We start from the raw sequence: 18,321 nt of genomic DNA, 5'->3' as shown, positions 1-18,321 counted from the left end.
TTGATCGTAATCAATGGATGCGCGATCCGATGCGCAATGCTTGAATATATCGATCAGCGCGCAAGGAGACGACGATGCCGGACTTCATACTGTTGACGCGTTTGTCCCCGGAGGGACTGAAATCGCCGTCGAGCATGGAGACGCTCGAGAAGCGCGCGGTCAAGGAAATCGAGGAAGCGTGCCCGGGCATCGAATGGCGGCACAGCTACGCGATCCTCGGGCCATACGATTATCTCGACGTGTTTTCCGCGCCGGACATCGAGACGGCGTTCAAGGTGTCGGCGATCCTGCGCACGCTCGGACGCTCGCACGCTGAAGTATGGGCCGCGACCGAGTGGCGTGCGTTCAAGGAAATCATCGAATCGATCGGCTGATCGCGGGCCGATTGAAGCAGGCCGATTGAAGTTGACCGATGCGGGAGATGCGCAGCCGATCGCTGCGCGACGGCTCGCATCGCCTGACGAGCGGCAAAGGACCGTTTCACGGGAGGAGCGCGAACCGGATCGGTTCGCGCGTTGATGCGATGAATGAAGCCGACGACACGCGCGACGATCGCGTGCGCCTTTTCCTCTGCGGCGACGTGATGACGGGCCGCGGCATCGACCAGATCCTGCCGCACCCGTGCGATCCTCAGCTATACGAATGCTATTGCCGGTCGGCGCGCGACTACGTGCGCCTGGCCGAGCTCGCAAACGGCAAGCTGCCCGCGTGCGTCGACTACGCATACCCGTGGGGCGAGGCGCTCGCGGAGCTCGACCGTATGCGGCCGCACGCACGGATCATCAATCTGGAAACCGCGGTCACGACGAGCGACGACCATTGGCCGGACAAATCGGTTCTATATCGGATGCATCCGCGCAACATCGACTGCGTGTCGAGCGCGCGCATCGACTGCTGCGTGCTTGCGAACAACCATTCGCTCGACTGGGGGCGCGCCGGCCTCGCCGACACGCTGGAGACGCTGCATCAGGCCGGCATCCGGACCACCGGCGCCGGCGACGACGACGCGCGCGCCGCCGAGCCGGCCACGCTCGACCTGCCGAACGGGCGCCGAATCCGCGTCTACGCGTATGCGGTCGAGACGAGCGGCGTTCCGCCGTCGTGGGCCGCGACTGCACGGCGCAGCGGCCTGAACTATCTTGCGAATCTGTCGTCCGAGCGCGCGACGCTGATCGGCGAACGGATCGCGGCGCAGCGGCGCGCGGGGGATCTCGTCGTCGTTTCGCTGCATTGGGGCGGCAACTGGCGATTCGAGATCGGCGACGACGAGCACGCATTCGCGCACCGGCTGATCGACACGGGCGCGGCCGACATCGTCTACGGCCATTCGTCGCACCACGTCAAAGGGATCGAGATATACCGCGGGCGGCTGATTCTTTACGGCTGCGGCGATTTTCTGAACGACTATGAAGGCATCCACGGCCATCAGCAATTTCGGCCGGATCTCACGCTGATGTATTTTCCGGTGCTCGACGCGGACAGCGGGGCGCTCGTCGAACTGTCGGTGGTGCCGATGCAGATTCGCAACCTGCGGCTGCAGCACGCGAGCGCCGAGGCGAAGACCTGGCTGCACGCGGTGCTCGAGCGCGAAAGCCGGAGATTCGGCACGCATGTGTCGGCATGCGATGCCGACGTGTTGCGTCTGCATTGGTGAGACGGTTTCGATGGACGTGCGTCGCGGGCGTGTCGAGCTGCGCATGGGCGGGCCGCGCGGCCGAGCTTCGATGCGATCGTTGGGCGGTTGCGTCGCGATCGTCCGCCGTTCGCCCCGATGCTGGCGACATCCATTCCCGGTGCCGGTCGGTCGCGTATTTCGAGTGCCGATCGAGCGGGCCGGCGCAAATCGCGGCGCGCCGATATCGACCGACGAATATCGTCCACGAACCGACATTGCATCGATCGGCGCGCACTGCCGCGCAGATTCAGATCATTCGCCACACGTCCTTCATCGTCAGCGCGACGTGGCGAACATATGGCGCCGCGAGCATGCTCATGTGATTGCCCGGCGTCACGACCGCGTCGACTCGCTCGATCAGCACGGTCCATCCGAACGCCGGCACCATCTCGCCTGCATCGCGATCGCCGTTGGCGACGAGCACCGTCGCGTCGCCTGCGTATCGTCCGCGTGGCGCGTAGCAGGTGCTCAAATTGGCATCGAACACCTGCCGCAGATGCCGCACCGATGCGACAGGCGCGCGCGGCGACAGCAGCGCGGCCCTCACCATGTAGGCATGGACGAACGCATCCTGTGCATCGTCGCCCGCGGCGATGCAATGAGTGATTTCTGCGTCGGTGATCCCGGATGGCGCGCCGGCCGCCTGCTCCAGCAGTCCGATCAGCGTGCGCAGCATGTCCGCATCGGAAGGCGCGCGCCATGCCTGCAGGGCGGGCGGCGGAATCGAATCGAGCAGGACGAGCGGGGCGCAGCGCCTTCCCATGCCGTCCAGCTGCCGCGCCGTTTCGAGCGCGACCCAGCCGCCGAACGAGTGACCGACGATGCGCGGCGGTCCTGGCGGATTTGCATTCAGAATCGCCCGCACGTACCGGCGCGCGGCTGCTTCGACCGACCGGTCCGGCTGGCGCTGGCCGTCGAGGCCGCGAGGCTGCAGGCCATATACCGGCACGTCGGCGCGCAGCATGCTCGCGAGCGGAACGAACGATGCGACGCTGGCGCCAGCGCCCGGGATGCAGAACACCGGCGTTTGCCCGGCGCAGCCTGCCTGAATGACGAGCAGGCAATCCGTTCGATCCGCATCTGCGCGCGCCTGGGCGTGCGCGCCCGCCGGCTTTTCGCCGGTCGGCACCTGCGGGACGTCGTCGCGTGCGTCCCGCGACCGCAGTCGTTCGACGCACGCGGCAAACCCGACGATGGTCGGACATGCGAAGATCTGCTCGATCGGCACGGTTATGTGCAACGCATCGCGGATCCGGAGCGCCAGTTGAAGCGCTTGCAACGACGTTCGTCCGAGTGTGAAGCAATCGTCTTGCGATCCGCAATGCGTGACATCTGTCAGATCGGCCGCGATCGCGGCGATGCGCGCTTCGACGGGCGACTCGCAACCCGCATCGGAATCGCGCGATACGTCGTTCGACGGCGAAACCGCGCTTGCGGTCGGCGACGACGCAGGTTCGCGTCCGCGCGCTTCGATGCCCGTCTCGGCAATCCAGTGAAACGGCGCCGATCCGTGCGCTCGTTCGACGTCGATCGCCGCTTCGCGGAGCAGCGCATCGAGCGTGTCGAAACCGGTCACAATCGGGGCCGCCACGAGCCGCAACAGCCATTGCCCGCTGCCGGGGATGCGAGCGATGCACGCGAGCAGCAACGGCGGACGTTGCACGTCGATCCGCATGCCGGGCAGGGCGGCCAGCGCCGCCAACTGCGCGGCGGGATCGAGGTCGGGATCGAGCAGGGCCGTGTGCACCGGCAGGCGAACCTTGCGAAGCGTGACTTGCATCGGCCGCCGCAGGCGTTCCCAAAAGATGCCCGTTCGCAGACTCGCGTGCCGATCCGTTGCGCGCTGCAGTGCTTCCAGCAACGCATCGAGATGGGCCCGTGAGTCGAGCGTGACGTGCGCCGCCGCCAACGGGCCGTCGCCGCATCGATCGAGCAGATGGCGCGCCAGCATCCGCTCCAGCGTGCGGGTGAGCGGAGCGGTTCGCTCGACGTTCGCCGCACCGCCGTCGACAGTTCCGGCAATCCGATTCAGATCGGCGCTTCTCGGCATATCGAGCGTGCTTACGTCTGAATCGACATCGTGACAATCCGGTGTCTGCGAGTTGGCTTCGGTGGACGTATCGATCGAAACGTGCATGCGTGTAAGAGCTCCAGGGTTCGATGTCGCGAAATGCGCGTCCCATTTTGCAGTCGGGCAGCGGGGCCCCGAGTGGAGCCGCCCCATTTCGAATGCGCAATTAGTTGCCTTCATTGCAATGATAAAACGACCGGAAAATAATCGGTCAATCTATTTGTTTTGTGGAAACTATTTCATACAAGTGAATTTCAGATGACTCTGGTGATGTCGATGAGATTTGTATATCCGTTTGAAATTGGCATGTTTTTTAAACCAACGCTTGTTCGGTAAAAATTTCTGGGCGTCATCGGCATAACGAAATTCAACATTTTGCATAACGTGCGTGCTTAATTAATAAGCGGGCACGCGAATCTGAAGTCCAGTCGGCAAGATTGATTTGGCACGTGTGCGACGTGGAAATAACGTTTTGATTCATGGATATAGATCGCCCCTTCGATATCTGGGATAACGGATGGCAAGTAAGCGCTGGCTGAATCCTCGAAGCAGACGGCGAGCAACATAAGCATCGGTCTCCGCAAGCGCCGCGCCTCCTGGTTGTCATCCGTTAATGAAATCTTTGCGCCATCCGTGTGTAAATTTTGCGCCTGTAATATTTGTCAGGTATGCGTTGCTGTTTGAAATAAAGCAGGACACCTTGCCGCAAAATTGCTTGACACGTGAGAAGTTATGCCCAATTCTATTCGTGCCTTGAAGATGAAAGTGCATTGAAAAATGCATGCCCAATAACCAGATATCAGGTTAGTTCAGGGGACAATTCACGCAGCAGAAATACTTAATTCGCTGAAGTACTTAATGCGTTGGGCGTGGTCGCGGACTTGCATCCGAGCGATGCCAAGGCAGTACATCCGGTGCGTCTTTCCAGCCAATGGCTTCGCGCGATTTCACCTGCGTGCCGCCACGGCAAAAAACCGGCACATCACCTTGCTTTCCCTGGGAATCAGCTATGGACGACGAATTGCACTTCGTGGTGCGAAATAATGAGGGCCAGTATTCGGTCTGGATGGATGGGCGAAGCCTTCCCGCCGGCTGGGAAACGGTCGGCGAACCTGCGACGAAGCAGCAGTGCCTGCAACGCATCGAGCAACTATGGACGGACATGGTTCCTGCCAGCGTCCGCGAGCATCTCAATCAACATTCGGGCTCGGGAATCGACTATGCCGTACGATGAAATTCTGCCTATCGAAACGCTGGTTCGACCCAAAGTGTCGGATTTCCGCAAGCATTACCTGGAAAAAGAGCGTCCGGTGAAGATCGCGAGGGCGCTCGACGCGTGGCCGGCGATGCAGAAATGGTCGCTCAACTACTTCGAGCGCAATTTCGGCGACGAGACCATCGGCGTCGAGAGCTTTCAGCCTGACGAGCGCGGACCCGGCAACAACAGCCCACAAGGTTACGTCAAGCACCTGCGCTTCCAGGAGCTCAAGCTGAAGGATTTGATCCACATCCTGCGGACGAAGCCGGATCACATGTACTACATGGCGTCGCATCCGTTCCGCAAGAGCTTTCCGAACCTGCGCGCCGATCTCGCGCCGCATCCGTATGTGCAGGGGCATATCGAGCACATTCCCGGCGCGCACATGGATTCGTATCTGTGGATCGGACCGGCCGGCACGCACACGCCGACCCATACCGATCCGATGCCGAATTTCCTGACGCAGGTCGTGGGCCGGAAGATGGTGTACCTGTTTCCGCCGGACCAGGTCAGCAAGAATCTCTATATCGGCCAGTTCGAGCGCGAGACGTTCAGTCCGGTCGATTTCGAGAAGCCGGATCTCGAGCGCTATCCGAACTATCGGCACTGCACGCCGTACCGGGCGATCATCGAACCGGGCGAGACGCTGCACATTCCGCGCAACTGGGGGCACTGTGTGATCTCGATGGACATTTCGATTTCCATCAGCACGTTCTTCATCACGTATCCGCAACTGTTCCGACTGGTGCCCGAGTTCTTCACCGAGTACATGAAGCGTGCGTTCGAGGGCTGGCGCTGGAAGGGCATGGAAAACGAGCGGGCCGGTCTGAATCCCCCACCCCGCTGATTCCATCCGCACGATGCATCAGGCAAGAATCGACAATCATTAGAATCGGCAAGGATGAAATCGTGAGCGTTGGTGAAGCAAAGGATACCGAAGTACTGATGGAAGAACGGGCATCTGCGGAAGCTGTCTGTCTGGCGTTCAATGAAAACCCGGAAGCGGTGGAGCCGCGTGTGCGGGCCGCGATCGCGGTCGCGGCCGCACGAATCAATCGCTACCCGTTCGACGCCGAACCGAGAATCATGCAAAAGCTCGCGGAGCATTTCGATTGTCCCGAGGACAACCTGATGCTGGTGCGCGGCATCGACGAATGCTTCGATCGAGTCAGCGCTGAGTTTTCGTCGATGCGATTCGTCACCGCGTGGCCGGGCTTCGACGGCTATCGCGGGCGGATTGCCGTCAGCGGGCTCAGGCACTTCGAAATCGGTCTGACCGACGATCTGCTGTTGAAACCGGACGATCTCGCGCGAGTGTCGAGCAACGATTGCGTCGTACTCGCCAATCCGTCGAATCCGACCGGCCAGGCGCTGACGGCCGGCGAGCTCGATCAATTGAGGCGGCGCGCGGGCAAGCTGTTGATCGACGAAACCTACGTCGATTATTCGTCGTTTCGCACACGCGGCCTGGCTTACGGTGAGAACGAACTGGTGTTTCGCTCGTTTTCTAAATCCTACGGTCTCGCCGGTTTGCGGCTCGGTGCACTGTTCGGGCCACGCGAGCTGATTGCGTCGATGAAACGCAAGCAGTGGTTCTGCAACGTCGGCACGCTCGATCTGCATGCGCTCGAAGCCGCGCTCGACAACGATCATGCGCGTGAAGCGCACATCGCGATGACGCTCGCGGAGCGTCGCCGCGTCGCTGATGCGCTGCGCGCGCTCGGCTACCGCGTCGCGTCATCCGAAGCCAATTTCATTCTCGTCAAAAACGCCGTCGGCGAGCGCACGCTGCAGTTCCTGCGCGAGCGGGGCATTCAGGTGAAGGACGCCGGCCAGTTCGGACTTCATCATCACATCAGGATCAGCATCGGCCGTGAAGAGGACAACGATCGGTTGCTCGCGGCGCTGGCCGAATATTCCGACCACTCATAAGGTGACTCCATGACCGCTGCAACGCTCGTTCGTGCGCAAGCGCACGAAGAAGACCTGTCTGTCGAAGAAATTCTGGATTCGCGCTGGTTCCAGCCCGAAATGTTCAAGACGCTCGACTATGTGAAAGGCTTCGTCGGTGCGAAGGTGATCTTCCAGATGCTCAAGCTCGGCGTGTTCGACGATCTGCTCGCGGGCAAGTCCATCGACGAAATCGCGAGCGGCCGTTCGCTCGATCCGTACCTGTTGCGCACCGTGTTCGAGTATCTGACCGTCGAAGGACTGCTCGTCAAGGAAGGGCGCGAGGACGCGGTATCTTTCCGGCTGTCCGATTACGGCTCCCGCATCAAACACTACGAAGGGTGGTTCAACATCCTGATCGGCGGTTACGACAGCATCTTCTCGAATATCGGCGCGATGCTGAAGGAAGGCATCGGCGGCTACAAGCGCGACGGCAAGTGGGTTGGCATCGGCAGTTGCCAGATTTCGAAGTACGACACGATTCCGATCACCAAGGCTTTCATCGAGTCGGTGAAGCCGGATGCGAAGCAGATCGTCGACTTTGGCTGCGGCAACGCGCTCTACCTGTGCACGCTCGCGAAAGAACTGGGCGACATCAAGGCGATCGGCATCGAGCCGGATACGAGCGCGTACGAAGCCGGCCTGAAGAAGGTTGCGGAAATGGGGTTGCAGGAGCAGGTGCGTCTCGTCAACGTCGATGCGCTGGATTACGAGATCGACGAGCAGCCCGATTTCATCTTGTTCGGCTTCGTGCTGCAGGAAATCATCGCGCAGATCGGCCGGCCGGCGTTCATCGAGTATCTGCGCAAGCTGGGCCGGAAATTCGCCGACAGCTACTTGATGGTGATGGAAGTCGACTATGACATCGACAATCGCGGCGTCATGCAGTCGCCGATGGGCCGTGGGTATTACAACCCGTATTTCCTGCTGCATCCGTTCACCAATCAGCTGCTGCTGCCGAAGCGCGAGTGGGACGTAATCTTCGCGGAAGCGGGCTACGACGTCGTCCGGGACGAGGTCACGAGCCCGAAGGCGGATCCGTCCGGTTTCGGCATCTGCTACGTCCTCAAGTATCGCGGCGCGGATCGCTGACTGATCCGATCAACGGCTCGACGCGCTTTCGTGCGCGATCCGAATAGGATTCCTACATGAATGACATGACTCGCGAGAAAGTCCTGCTCTGCATTGACAACGTCGCAGGGCTGGAAACGCTTACATATCTGGCAAAGAGGGCGAGCGTCGAGGTCGTCGGCGCAATCGTCCATCCGGAAGCGAACGCGACGCACCTCGACGAAATCGTCGAGGTGTGCGAGCGGCACGGCATTCCGCCGATCGATATCCTCGATGCGCGCGCCCGCTTCGACGAGCTGATCGCGCCGCTCGCGCCGGACTTCATCGTTTCGGTCTACTTCGACTACATCCTCGACGATCGCTTCATCGAGCTGCCGACGAAGGATTCGATCAATCTGCATCCGGGCTATCTGCCGTACAACAAGGGCTTCTATTACTACGCGTGGGCCGTGCTCGACGGCACGCCGGCGGGCGTCAGCATTCACCGGATCGTGTCGGCGGTCGACGCGGGGCCGGTCATCAGCCAGAAGCGCGTGCTGATCGATGGAACGGACACGGGCGACGTCATCTACGACAAGCACATGGACGCGTCGGTCGAGCTGTTCCAGACGACCTGGCCGAGCATCGAAAGCGGCACCTATCAGCTATTCCGGCAGCGGCACAAAGGCACGCGCAAGAAGATCACCGAAACCAACGAGGCGATGGAGATCGATCCGAACGCGACCTACGTCGCGCGCGAGCTCATCGATCTCCTGCGCGTGTTCTGCTTCCGAGGCAGCGGCGGCTGCGTGATGAAGATCGACGGCAAGAAATACAGCATCGGCATCGAATTCTCGGAACTGGCCGACAACGTCAACCAGATTCGCGGCAAGCGCGACAACTACCTCGTCGGCTAGTCGACGAGGCGGCGAACCCATCCATCACGGAAGATCCGACATGAAACCCAAACACATTCTCCTCGCTTATTCCGGCGGTCTCGACACGTCCACCGCGCTGCATTTCCTGAAGCAGCATTTCGATTGCCGCGTCACCGCCTATTGCGCGAACCTCGGGCAGAAAGAGGATTGGGAGCGGATGAAGCGCCGCGCGGCGATCGCCGGTGCGGACGATCTGGTCATCGAGGATCTGCGCGAGACGTTCATCGGTGATTTCGTGTTCCCCGCGCTGAAGGCGAACGCCTCGTACGAGCGTGACTATCTGCTCGGCACGCCGCTCGCCCGGCCGGCGATCGTGAAGGGGCTCATCGAGTACGCGCGCAAGCATGACGTCGACTGCCTGTCGCACGGCTGCACGCAGAAGGGCAACGATCAGGTGCGCTTCGAGATGGCCGCGAAGATCCTCGCGCCCGATCTGCCGACCGTCGCGCCGTGGCGCATCTGGTCGCTGCAATCGCGCGAGGATCTGTTCGCGTATTGCCAGCAGCACGACATTCCGGTCGAAAGCCGTCCGGACAATCTGTTGAGCCACGACGAGAACCTCGTGCACATCACGACGGAAGGCGACTATCTGGAAAGCGTCGCGAACGAGTTCAACTGGCTCGACGTGAACTGGATCACGCCGCCCACCGATGCGCCGGATGCGGTCGAGACGATCACGGTCGGTTTCCGCCAGGGCGTGCCCGTCTCCGTCGACGGCGCGGCGCTCGGGCCGGTCGAGCTGATCGAGCGGCTGAACGAGGTGGGCGCCCGCAACGGCGTCGGCTTCCAGGACATCATCGAGAACCGCATCAACGGCCTCAAGGTGCGCGGCGTGTTCGAGAATCCCGCGCTGACGATCCTGCATGCCGCGCATCGCAAGCTCGAGAAGATCACGCTCGGCCGCGACGTCGAGCGCCTGCGCAACCTCGTGTCCGACGACTACGGCGACATCGTCTACCGCGGTCTGTGGTTCAGCGACGAGCGGCTGTGCCTGCAGGCGCTCATCGACGCATCGCAGAAATACGTGAGCGGCGACGTGAAGGTTCAGCTCTACAAGGGTTCATGTACGGCGTCCGCCGTCGAATCGGAGCAGTCGCTCTATTCGCGCGATTTCGTGACGCTGCACGCGGGCCGCGCGATCAGCGGCGAGGACGCGACGGGTTTCCTGAACACGCTCGGCCTGCGCATCGGCATCGAAGCCGCGCGCGCCGCGAAATCGGGAGCCGGCGCATGAGCAATCCGATGGCGAATCCGTGGGCCGGGCGCTTCAGCCAGTCGATGACCGACAGCCTGGTGGCGTTCAACACGAGCCTGCCGCTCGAGGCGCGGCTCTTCGAAGCCGACATCGACGGCACGGCCGCGCACATCGAGATGCTGCATGCCGTCGGCCTGCTTCAGACGGCGGAGCACGAGGCGCTCGCGCGCGCGCTCGACGAGATCCGCGCCGCGTGGCGCGCGGGCGAGATCCAGTTGTCGCCCGCGCTCGAGGACATCCACATGAACCTCGAGACGCTGCTGGTCGACAAGGTCGGCGAGCTCGGCAAGAAGACGCATACCGCGCGCAGCCGCAACGATCAGCAGGCGAGCGCGCAGCGCATCTACTTCATGCGCTCGACGCGCGAGCTGGTCGACGCGATCGACACGCTGCAGCGCGCGCTCTTCGAGCACGGCGAGCATCATGGCGGGCTCGTGATGCCGTCGTACACGCATCTGCAACGCGCCGAATTCACGTATTACGCGCACTGGCTCGCGACTTACGTGGTGATGCTCGATCGCGACCGCAGCCGTTTCGTCGACGCGCTCGCGCGCGCTGATCAGTGCCCGCTCGGCGCATGCGCGTCGACCGGCACGAGCCTGCCGATCGACCGCCGGCGCTCGGCGTCGCTGCTGGGCTTCAAGGAGCCGACGCTGCACAGCATCGATTCGGTGTCCGACCGCGACTATCTGGTCGAATTCGGCGCGCATGCGGCGAATCTGATGATCCATCTGTCCCGGCTGTCGGAGGAACTCATTTCGTTCACGAGCCAGGAGTTCGGTTTCATCGCGCTCGCGGACGGCTACTGCACCGGCAGCTCGATCATGCCGCAGAAGAAGAACCCCGACGTGCCGGAGCTCGTGCGCGGCAAGGCGGCGTCCGTGATCGGCAATGCGATGAGCCTGATGGCGCTCCTGAAGGCGCTGCCGCTCGGCTACAACAAGGATCTGCAGGAGGACAAGACCGCGTGGTTCGCCGCGCTCGACAACTGCATGACGTCGCTCGCGATCCTGACCGAGCTGGTCCGCACGATGGCGCCCGTGCCCGACAGGATGCGGCAGGCGACGCTCGGCGGGCACATCATCGCGACCGAGTACGCGAACTATCTGGTCCGAAAGGGAATGCCGTTCCGTGAAGCGCATCGGGTCGTCGGCGAGCTGGTGAAGACGGCGGATGCGCGCGGCGTCGACGTGTCGGCGTTGCCTCATGCGACGTTCGCCGAGGCGAGCCCGCTGTTCGGCGACGACATCGGCGGCATTACCGTCGAGGACATGGTGGCGCGCAAGAATTCGTACGGCTCGTGCGGCGTCCAGGCGCTCGGCGAACTGCTCGCGCGGCTTCGCTCGATGCTGGACGCGCATCAGCCCGGCCGATGACCGAGCGAGCACTGACCATGTCGGAGCCCATGCGTTCATTCATCCCGGCCGCCCGAACGGCGTCGGGCATCTCGTACTGCTCGTTCGGCGAACTGCTGCAGGGCGTGCTGCACGAGGACGACGCCGATTTTCTCGTCACGCTGCCGATCCAGAAGTATTCGGTGAGCACGTTCGTGCCGGACCACGGCAGCACCGAGATCGTCACGCATCCGAGCGGCAAGACGAAGGCCGCGGCGCTCGCGAAGGTGATCCTCCGGCGCTACGGGCACAACGTCGGCGGGACGTTCTACATCGATTGCGACATCCCGATCGGCAAGGGGCTCAGCAGCTCGTCCGCCGATTTGCTCGCGACCGCGCGCGCGATCGAGGTCTACATGGGCCGCGAGCTGCCGCTTGGCGAGCTGTGCCGCGACATGAGCGGCATCGAGCCGACCGACGGCGTGATGTTCGCGGAGTCGGTCGTCTACCTGCAGCGCAAGGGGATGCTGTGGTCGAAACTCGGGCGTCTGTCCGGCATCCAGATCCTGTCGCTCGACGAGGGCGGCACGATCGACACGCTCGAGTATCACCGCCGCGACCGCGCGCATCGGCACAACGTCGAGCATCGCAGCGAGTTCAACGAGCTGCTCGATCGGATCGTCGCGGCGTTCGGCGCGCGCGATCTGGACGAGATCGGCAGCGTGTCGACCCGCAGCGCGTACATCAACCAGAAGATCAATCCGAAGCGCCATCTGGCCGCGGTTCACGACGTGTGCAAGGCGACGCGGGGGATCGGACTCGTGACGGCGCACAGCGGCACGTGCATCGGCATCCTGTACGACACCGGCCGGCCGGGCCACCGCGACAACCTCGCGCAGGCGATCGATGCGCTCTCGGGATACGGAACCGTAAAGGTCTATGACACGATCCAATAGCCGCTGCGCACGCGCGGCCGAACCGCTCCCGCTTCGCTTCGGCAAGGACGACCATGCCATTTTCTGAATCCGTCGCTGAAGCGCCGAGCGCCGTCGCGACCGGGTACGCGCTCAGCGCGCGAAACGAGCGCATCTATCTCGCGTACCGGGTGCTGACGCTCGCGATCATCGATCGCGCGATTTTCGTGATCTTCCTGATGCACAAGGGGTTCGACGCGTATCAGATCGGCATCCTGCAGGGCGTGTTCTTTCTCGCGAACATCGTGACCGAAGTGCCCGCCGGCATGTTCGGCGATGCGTTCGGCCGCAAGCGCTCGGTGCTGCTCGGGCTCGTCGCGTACTGCGTGTACGCGCTCGGCGTCATCGTCAGCGACGGCTTCGCGCCGTTCGTCTGCCTGTACGCGCTCCTCGGCGTCGCGCTCGCGCTCGTGTACGGCTCGGACACCGCGCTCCTCTACGACAGCCTCGTCGTCGACGGCCGCGTCTCGCATTTCAACCGGGTGCAGCTGCGCGCGAACGCGCTCGGCCTGATCTCCGGCGCGTTCGCCGTGCTCGCGGGCGGCTTGCTCCAGAAGGTGTCTTGGAACGCGGTCTATGCCGCGTATTTCGCGATCTACGCGGCGGCGCTCGCCGCGTGGTGCTTCGCGATGGAGCCGCCCGAAGCGCCGACGGAAAAACACACGGGGCGCAAGGACGTGACGAAGGAGCTGTTCGCGTTCATCCGCGGACATTGGAGAAGCGTCGCGCTGCCGATCCTCGGCTTCACCGTGTTCGCGGCCTGCACGACGCCGTTCTTCACGTTCAGCCAGGCGCTCTTCAAGGAGAACGGATTCAGCGTCGAGCACATCACGTGGTTCTTTTTCGCCGCGCAGATGCTGATCGGCATGGTCTATCTCGTCATGCAGCGGACCATGTCGTTCCTCGGCTTCTATCCGGTGGTGCTCGCGAGCACGCTCTTGACCGCGGTCGTGCTCGCGTCGATGTTTTTCAACGTCGCGGCCGTCGACTTCACCGGGTTCTTCCTCGTCATGATCATCAATCCGATCGTCACGGTCGTCGCCAACGAGTACTTCAACAAGCGTCTGCCGAGCCGGATTCGCGCGTCGTTCCTGTCGCTGATCGGGCTGTGCATGTCGCTCACGATCGCCGTGATGTATTTCCTTTACAGCTATCTCGCGCAGTACCTGGCGATCTACAAGGTGATGGCGGCGACGTCGCTGATCGCCGCGTGCGCGTGCGCGATCTTCGTCGTCGCGCGCTGCTTCGACACGAAGGAGGAAGCATGATGCTGCTGCGCCGCCTGCTGTACCGCGAAGCCCCGTTCGAGCCGCTGACCGACGCCGAGCTGCGCCGCCTCGAGGCGGCGTTCGGCGAGATGGTCGAGGGCCATCCGCTCATCTATTACTGGATTCACCGGATCGACGGCGTGCGCTGGCTGATCACGGACTTCTTCCATCCGTCGATGTTGCGCTATCGCGGGCTCGAGTTCGTGCTCGTCGAGCGCGGCACGGTCTCGTACTACCGGCTGCCGGGCGCGAAGGTCGGCGGCACGGGGCGCGTCGCCGCCGGCAATTACCGCGTGAGCATCACGTCGCCCGCCGGCGCGGCCTTCCTGACCGAGATCCGCAAGAACGCGCTCGGCCGGCTCGAACTGCTCGGCGTGTCGCCTGCGCCGGCAAGCGGCGCGTCGCCGTCGCACGTCGAGCTGCCGCGCCATTCGCTCGAGCCGAGCAAGTTCGCGGACGAAATGAAAGCCGCGATCGCGGGCGGCGTCGAGTGGGTCTACCGGCGCTACCGCAGCGCCGACGATCGCACGAAGGCCGCGCTCGCGGACGAATGGCGGGACGCCCGCTGGCCGCGCGCGGTGCGCGGCGCGAGCCCCGAGACGGATGCCTATTTGCGGATGCTCGAACAATCGATCGCACGAACGACATCATGACCCACACCATCGACAGACCCGCCTTCCAGGTGTACGACAGCGTCTCCGGCTCGCTCGACCATCCCGACCTGATCCGGCTCGGGCCGGGACTCGTCGCGGCCGCGTTCCGCCTGATGAAGCTCGTGCCCGCCAAGTACATCATCGAGCACGCGATCGCGAGCGGGCAGCTGAATCCGGGGATGCCCGTGCTCGAGACGTCGAGCGGCACGTTCGCGATGGGCATCGGGATCGTCTGCGCGGAAAAGCGCATCCCGTTTCACATCGTCAGCGACGCGGCGATCGACGAACGGCTGCAGGCGCGCCTGCGGCAGCTCGGCGGGCGCGTGCAGATCGTCGGGGCGAACGCGACCGGCTCGAACGTTCAGGTGCTGCGGCTCGAAGCGTTGCAGGAGCAACTGCGCGACAACCCCGGCGGCTTCTGGCCGCGGCAGTACGACAACCCGGACAACCAACGCGCGTATCGCGCATTCGCCGCGCAGCTGATCCGCACGTTCGGCACGCATCTCGCGATCGTCGGCACGGTCGGCTCGGGCGCGTCGACGTGCGGCACGATCCGGGCGCTGCGCGAGGTCGATCCGTCGATTCCGCTCGTCGGCGTCGATACGTTCGGCAGCGTGCTGTTCGGCCTGCCGGTCGGTCCGCGCGCGCTGCGCGGCCTCGGCAACTCGATCTATCCGAACAACCTCGACCACACGTGCTTCGACCAGGTGCACTGGGTGTCGGCCGCCGAGGCCTTCGCGAGCACGCGCCGGCTGCACCGGCGGCACGGGCTGTATTGCGGGCCGACGTCCGGCGCGGCATTCATGGTCGCCGAATGGCTGCGCGCGCAGCGCGACGACGGCAGGACGATCGTGTTCATCGCGCCCGACGAAGGGCACCGCTACATCGACACCGTCTATGACGACGCATGGCTGCGCGAGCAAGGGCACGCCGATGCCGATGCCGCGCCGGACGCCGAGCCCGTGCGCGCGGTGAGTCCGAACGCCGCGTCCGGCCCGTGGGCGTACGTCGAATGGGGGCGCCGCACGTTCGAGCAGGCGACCGGCCGCTCGCGTCCGGCGGGCAGCGTGCTTGAGCAGATCCGCGACGTCCGGCCCGCGCCTGTCGCATGACGCCGCGAGCGGCGCGTTTCGATTTTCCTTTGGCGGCCACATTCATCGTGAAGACCTTCGTATTCATCGAAAGCAACACCACCGGCACCGGCCGGCTCTGTCTGCAAAAGGCGCTGCTGCGCGGCTTCGACGTGCTGTTCGTCACGAGCCGGCCGCAGCTCTATCCGTTCCTGCAGGAAGAGAGGGTCGCGCCGCTCGTCGCCGACACGTCCGATCCGCAGCGGATCGTCGACGCGCTCGCGCCGTATCCGGCGATCGGCGGGATCTACTCGACGTCCGAGTACTACATCGAAACCGCCGCGACCGTGGCCGCGCGCTTCGGCTTGCCCGCGGCGGACCCGGACGCGATCCGCGCCTGCCGCGACAAGGGCCGGCTTTACCGGTGCCTGCGCGACGCGGGCGTCGGCACGGCGGACACCGAGATCGTGTCCGATCGGACGCAACTGCGCGATCTGGCGCGCGGCCTCACGTATCCGCGCGTGCTGAAGCCGGCGTTCGGCTCCGGCAGCGTCGGCGTACGGCTCGTGCAGACGGAAGCCGACATGCTCGCGCACGGCGACCGGATCCTCGACGCGCGCAGCAACGAGCGCGGCATCGCGGTCGCGCCGCAACTGCTCGTGCAATCGTTCGTCGACGGCACGGAATTTTCGGTCGAAGTCGTCGGACTCGGCGCGGCGCACGGCTATGCGGTGCTCGGCGTGACCGGCAAGCATCTCGGGCCGCTGCCGTTCTTCGTCGAGCGCGGTCACGATTTTCCCGCGCGGATATCCGCCGCGCAGCGCGATGCGATCGTCGCCGAGACGCTGCGCGCGCTCGACGCGACCGGCCACCGCTTCGGCCCGGCCCACGTCGAATGCCGCGTGAGCGGCGGCAAGGTCGTCGTGATCGAAATCAATCCGCGTCTCGCGGGCGGCATGATCCCGCAGGCGGTCGAATGGGCGACGGGCGTCGACGTCCTCGGCGCGATGATCGACCTGCACGCGGGCACGCCGCCGGACCTGGGCCCGCGCCGCCGCGACCACGCAGCGATCCGTTTCGTGCTGCCCGCGCGGCGCGGCGAGCTGAAGGCGCTGTCGTTCGAGCCGGACGACCGCTTCCCTGCGGTGCGCATGCGCTTCATGCCGTTGAAACAGCCCGGCCAGCGCGTCGATCTGACCGGCGATTTCCGTGACCGTCTCGCGCTCGTCATCGCGTCCGCAGCCGATCCGGACACGCTCGCGCACGCGCTCGAAGGCGTCGAGCGGCGTGTGACGGTCGTGCTCGACGACGCCGACGCGGCCGGCGAAGGCGCGAGCACCGGCCGGCTGCGCCGCACGCTGCAACCGGAGGCGCTCTCGATCGTCCGCAAGCCGGCGCCGCGCGCGGAGCGGCTCGCCGAACTCGACGCGTTCGCGGCGATCGACGAGGCGCATCTGCTGATGCTCGTCGATGCGGGCATCTGCGACCGTGCGCGGGCCGCGACGGTGCTCGCGGAAATCGCACGGCAGCGCGACGCGGAGTTCGCCGCGATCGCCGACGCCGTCGCGCCGCGCGGCGCGTATGCGCTGTACGAGCAGTTGATCATCGAGCGGGTCGGGATCGACGCGGGCGGCGCGGTGCATACCGCGCGGTCCCGCAACGACATCAACGCGTGCGTCGCGAAGCTGCGTGCGCGCGACTGGCTCGATACGTGCGGCGGCAAGCTGTGGCGCGTCCGGGCGGCGCTCATCGACAAGGCGCAGCACACGCTCGACTGGCCGCTGCCCACGTACAGCCAGTACCAGGCCGCGCAGCCCGGCAGCTTCGGCTACTACCTGTGGTCGGTCGAAACCGCGCTGCGGCGCGACCAGGCGGCGCTCGACCGGCTCGACGACGATCTCGCCGTCTGCCCGCTCGGCGCGGGCGCGGGCGCCGGCACCGATTTTCCGATCCGTCCGGACGTGAGCGCGGCGCTGCTCGGCTTCGCGCGCAGCTTCGACAGTGCGCTCGACGCGGTCGCGAGCCGCGATCTCGTGCTGCATGTCCTGTCCGCGATCGCGATCGCGTCGACGACGTTGAGCCGGCTCGCGCACGACCTGCAGCTCTGGACGATGCGCGAGACCGATTTCCTCGCGCTGCCGGACGAGCTGAGCGGCGGCTCGTCGCTGATGCCGCAGAAGAAGAATCCGTACCTGCTGGAAATCGTCAAGGGCAAGCTCGCGCACGTCGCGGGCGCGCTGAACGCAGCGGTGTTCGCGTCGCAGCGCACGCCGTTCAGCAATTCGGTCGAGATCGGCACCGAGATGCTCGCGCCGTGCGCGGACGCCGTGCTGGCATTCGGCGAAAGCTGCGATCTGCTGCGGCTGATGGTGACCGGCGTGACGGGCGACCCGGCGAAGATGCGCGCGGCGGCCGAAGAGGGGCTCGTGATCGCGACGCAGGTCGCCAACGCGCTGGTCCGGGAGACGGACATCAGCTTCCACGCCGCGCATCGCCAGATCGGCGCGCTGATCACGCAGGCGCTCGACGCGCACGAAGATCCGGCTGCGGCGCTCGGCAGCTTCGTGCGGCAGCCGGGCGCGTCGATCGAAGAAGCGGCCGAACGGCTCGCCTACGGCGGCGGGCCCGGCGCGGCGGGCGCGGGACTCGCGCGATCGCGCACGCTGCTGCGGCAGTCGGCGGACCACCAGTGGCGGCGCCGCGCCGCATGGCACGCGGCGGATGCGCAGCGGCGCGCGCGCGTCGCCGACCTGCTCGACGCGACGCCGGCCTGACGCGACGGCGCGACAGTGGGACGGCACGCGTATGCGCCATGCGACACGCAC

Annotated in this window: 16 protein-coding genes; 15 read left to right on the top strand and 1 reads right to left on the bottom strand. The window is 64.7% G+C overall.

Annotated elements, in window-relative coordinates; genetic code table 11:
* Positions 1 to 74 precede the first annotated feature (74 nt).
* Positions 75 to 374: a GYD domain-containing protein gene (locus WS70_RS24995; protein WP_059472022.1), complete on the top strand. Its 300-nt coding sequence runs from the start codon at positions 75 to 77 to the stop codon at positions 372 to 374.
* A gap of 149 nt (positions 375 to 523) precedes the next feature.
* Positions 524 to 1,654, top strand: a complete 1,131-nt coding sequence (locus WS70_RS24990) for a CapA family protein (RefSeq protein ID WP_059472042.1) — start codon at positions 524 to 526, stop codon at positions 1,652 to 1,654.
* Between the two features lie 268 nt (positions 1,655 to 1,922).
* Here the strand turns inward: WS70_RS24990 and WS70_RS24985 are convergent, their stop codons facing one another.
* Positions 1,923 to 3,584, bottom strand: coding sequence for an alpha/beta fold hydrolase (locus tag WS70_RS24985; RefSeq protein WP_226382860.1), 1,662 nt, complete (start codon positions 3,582 to 3,584; stop codon positions 1,923 to 1,925).
* On the opposite strand from WS70_RS24985, the gene WS70_RS33225 reads away from it, so the two are divergent.
* The 13 genes from WS70_RS33225 to WS70_RS24925 all read left to right on the top strand — a co-directional run bounded on the left by WS70_RS33225 (position 3,570) and on the right by WS70_RS24925 (position 18,270).
* A complete protein-coding gene (locus WS70_RS33225; protein WP_226382859.1) occupies positions 3,570 to 3,746 on the top strand; it encodes a hypothetical protein in 177 nt (58 codons plus the stop codon). The two genes, WS70_RS24985 and WS70_RS33225, sit on opposite strands and share 15 nt — an antisense overlap.
* A 1,009-nt stretch (positions 3,747 to 4,755) precedes the next feature.
* The gene (locus tag WS70_RS24980; RefSeq protein ID WP_059472024.1) at positions 4,756 to 4,980 is read left to right on the top strand and encodes an MbtH family protein; all 225 of its coding nucleotides are present in this window, start codon (positions 4,756 to 4,758) and stop codon (positions 4,978 to 4,980) included.
* Complete coding sequence (locus tag WS70_RS24975) at positions 4,967 to 5,851, top strand: cupin-like domain-containing protein (protein WP_059472025.1); 885 nt, start codon at positions 4,967 to 4,969, stop codon at positions 5,849 to 5,851. The genes WS70_RS24980 and WS70_RS24975 overlap by 14 nt, the downstream gene beginning before the upstream one ends.
* Before the next feature lie 62 nt (positions 5,852 to 5,913).
* On the top strand, positions 5,914 to 6,936 hold the full coding sequence (locus WS70_RS24970) for a pyridoxal phosphate-dependent aminotransferase (protein ID WP_059472026.1): 1,023 nt from the start codon (positions 5,914 to 5,916) through the stop codon (positions 6,934 to 6,936).
* A 9-nt stretch (positions 6,937 to 6,945) separates the two neighbouring features.
* On the top strand, positions 6,946 to 8,046 hold the full coding sequence (locus tag WS70_RS24965; RefSeq protein WP_059598172.1) for a methyltransferase domain-containing protein: 1,101 nt from the start codon (positions 6,946 to 6,948) through the stop codon (positions 8,044 to 8,046).
* A 56-nt stretch (positions 8,047 to 8,102) separates the two neighbouring features.
* Positions 8,103 to 8,921 carry a formyl transferase gene (locus WS70_RS24960; protein WP_059472028.1) on the top strand — a complete coding sequence of 273 codons (819 nt, stop codon included), beginning with the start codon at positions 8,103 to 8,105 and terminating at the stop codon, positions 8,919 to 8,921.
* Between the two features lie 40 nt (positions 8,922 to 8,961).
* The gene (locus tag WS70_RS24955) at positions 8,962 to 10,176 is read left to right on the top strand and encodes an argininosuccinate synthase (RefSeq protein WP_059472029.1); all 1,215 of its coding nucleotides are present in this window, start codon (positions 8,962 to 8,964) and stop codon (positions 10,174 to 10,176) included.
* Positions 10,173 to 11,573 (top strand): argininosuccinate lyase, encoded by a 1,401-nt coding sequence (argH, locus tag WS70_RS24950; RefSeq protein WP_059598171.1) that lies wholly within the window; start codon positions 10,173 to 10,175, stop codon positions 11,571 to 11,573. Before WS70_RS24955 ends, argH begins: the two co-directional genes overlap by 4 nt.
* A 29-nt stretch (positions 11,574 to 11,602) precedes the next feature.
* A complete protein-coding gene (locus WS70_RS24945) occupies positions 11,603 to 12,487 on the top strand; it encodes a GHMP family kinase ATP-binding protein (protein ID WP_059598190.1) in 885 nt (294 codons plus the stop codon).
* 53 nt (positions 12,488 to 12,540) lie between these two features.
* On the top strand, positions 12,541 to 13,773 hold the full coding sequence (locus WS70_RS24940; RefSeq protein WP_059472031.1) for an MFS transporter: 1,233 nt from the start codon (positions 12,541 to 12,543) through the stop codon (positions 13,771 to 13,773).
* Positions 13,773 to 14,426: a hypothetical protein gene (locus tag WS70_RS24935; RefSeq protein WP_059472044.1), complete on the top strand. Its 654-nt coding sequence runs from the start codon at positions 13,773 to 13,775 to the stop codon at positions 14,424 to 14,426. The genes WS70_RS24940 and WS70_RS24935 overlap by 1 nt, the downstream gene beginning before the upstream one ends.
* Positions 14,423 to 15,538 carry a cysteine synthase family protein gene (locus tag WS70_RS24930; protein ID WP_059598170.1) on the top strand — a complete coding sequence of 372 codons (1,116 nt, stop codon included), beginning with the start codon at positions 14,423 to 14,425 and terminating at the stop codon, positions 15,536 to 15,538. The genes WS70_RS24935 and WS70_RS24930 overlap by 4 nt, the downstream gene beginning before the upstream one ends.
* Before the next feature lie 29 nt (positions 15,539 to 15,567).
* A complete protein-coding gene (locus WS70_RS24925; protein ID WP_059598169.1) occupies positions 15,568 to 18,270 on the top strand; it encodes a lyase family protein in 2,703 nt (900 codons plus the stop codon).
* Positions 18,271 to 18,321: the final 51 nt, after the last annotated feature.

Source organism: Burkholderia mayonis, from assembly GCF_001523745.2.
In the GTDB taxonomy this organism is placed as follows: Bacteria; Pseudomonadota; Gammaproteobacteria; order Burkholderiales; family Burkholderiaceae; genus Burkholderia; species Burkholderia mayonis.
The sequence above is the reverse complement of the archived record's forward strand: the minus strand, read 5'-3'. Positions and strand labels throughout refer to the sequence as shown.

Excerpts from the sequence above, each read along its gene's own strand:
- WS70_RS24995 (WP_059472022.1), top strand. The coding sequence starts at position 75 with ATGCCGGACTTCATACTGTTGACGCGTTTGTCCCCGGAGGGACTGAAA.
- WS70_RS24990 (WP_059472042.1), top strand. The coding sequence starts at position 524 with ATGAATGAAGCCGACGACACGCGCGACGATCGCGTGCGCCTTTTCCTC.
- WS70_RS24980 (WP_059472024.1), top strand. The coding sequence starts at position 4,756 with ATGGACGACGAATTGCACTTCGTGGTGCGAAATAATGAGGGCCAGTAT.
- WS70_RS24975 (WP_059472025.1), top strand. The coding sequence starts at position 4,967 with ATGCCGTACGATGAAATTCTGCCTATCGAAACGCTGGTTCGACCCAAA.
- WS70_RS24965 (WP_059598172.1), top strand. The coding sequence starts at position 6,946 with ATGACCGCTGCAACGCTCGTTCGTGCGCAAGCGCACGAAGAAGACCTG.
- WS70_RS24960 (WP_059472028.1), top strand. The coding sequence starts at position 8,103 with ATGAATGACATGACTCGCGAGAAAGTCCTGCTCTGCATTGACAACGTC.
- WS70_RS24955 (WP_059472029.1), top strand. The coding sequence starts at position 8,962 with ATGAAACCCAAACACATTCTCCTCGCTTATTCCGGCGGTCTCGACACG.
- argH (WP_059598171.1), top strand. The coding sequence starts at position 10,173 with ATGAGCAATCCGATGGCGAATCCGTGGGCCGGGCGCTTCAGCCAGTCG.
- WS70_RS24945 (WP_059598190.1), top strand. The coding sequence starts at position 11,603 with ATGCGTTCATTCATCCCGGCCGCCCGAACGGCGTCGGGCATCTCGTAC.
- WS70_RS24940 (WP_059472031.1), top strand. The coding sequence starts at position 12,541 with ATGCCATTTTCTGAATCCGTCGCTGAAGCGCCGAGCGCCGTCGCGACC.
- WS70_RS24935 (WP_059472044.1), top strand. The coding sequence starts at position 13,773 with ATGCTGCTGCGCCGCCTGCTGTACCGCGAAGCCCCGTTCGAGCCGCTG.
- WS70_RS24930 (WP_059598170.1), top strand. The coding sequence starts at position 14,423 with ATGACCCACACCATCGACAGACCCGCCTTCCAGGTGTACGACAGCGTC.